Here is an 896-nt window from a genome sequence, read left to right on the forward strand (position 1 = left end):
CCGCACCCCGCACCCGACGGCGAGCCACAGCCTCCCCACCCGCGCCTTTGCTCGAACAGGACGACATCGTCAGACCTTCTTGATCGCCGACTTGCCGAACAAGCCTGCGGGCTTCACCGCCAGCACGATCAGCAGCAGCACCAACCCGGGAACATCCTTGTAGCCGGTCGACAGGTAGAACCCGGTCGTCGTCTCGGCAATGCCCAGGATGATCCCGCCGACGATGATTCCCATGCCGCTGGTCAGGCCGCCGATGATCGCCACCGCGAAGGCCTTCAGGCCCAGCACGGCGCCCATCGTCGCGCCGGTCAGCGTCAGCGGGGCGATCAGCACACCGGCGAAGGCGGCCGTCAGCGACGACAGCGCGTACGAGAACGTGATCACCAACCCCGTGTTGATGCCCATCAGCTTGGCGGCATCGCGGTCGTTGAAGGTCGCCACCACCGCCTTGCCGTAGATCGTCTTGCGGTTGAAGAACTCCACCGCCAGCATCATCAGCAACGCACCCACCACCACCAGGATCTCCATCGGCAGCACGTTCGCACCCAGGAACTTCAGCGGCGACTCCGGCAACGGCGACGGGAACTTCAGGTCGTCACGGCCCCACACGTTCTCTGCCACGTTCTTGAAGATGATGCCCAGCGCGATCGTCGACATGATCCAGCCGAACTCCGACTTGATCTTGATCGCCGGGCGCACGCCGATGCGCTCGACGAAAGCGCCCTGCAGCGCACCGAACACGCACACCACCGGGATCATCAGCCAGTAGTTCAGGCCCAGGCCGACCAGCGTCAGCCCGACCAGCGCGCCCAGCATCAGCGCGTCTCCCTGGCCGAAGTTCAGCGTGTCGGAGGTCGCGAACGTCAGCTGGTAGCCGAACGCGATCACCGCATAGA

Annotated in this window: 1 protein-coding gene; it reads right to left on the reverse strand. The window is 65.0% G+C overall.

The features are described from left to right. Positions 1-69 precede the first annotated feature (69 nt). Positions 70-896, reverse strand: an 827-nt coding sequence (locus AC1D12_RS34285; protein WP_477845518.1) for a branched-chain amino acid ABC transporter permease, incomplete at its 5' end; no start/stop codon positions are given.

It is taken from the genome of Rhizobacter sp. P1_G5 (assembly GCF_056405435.1).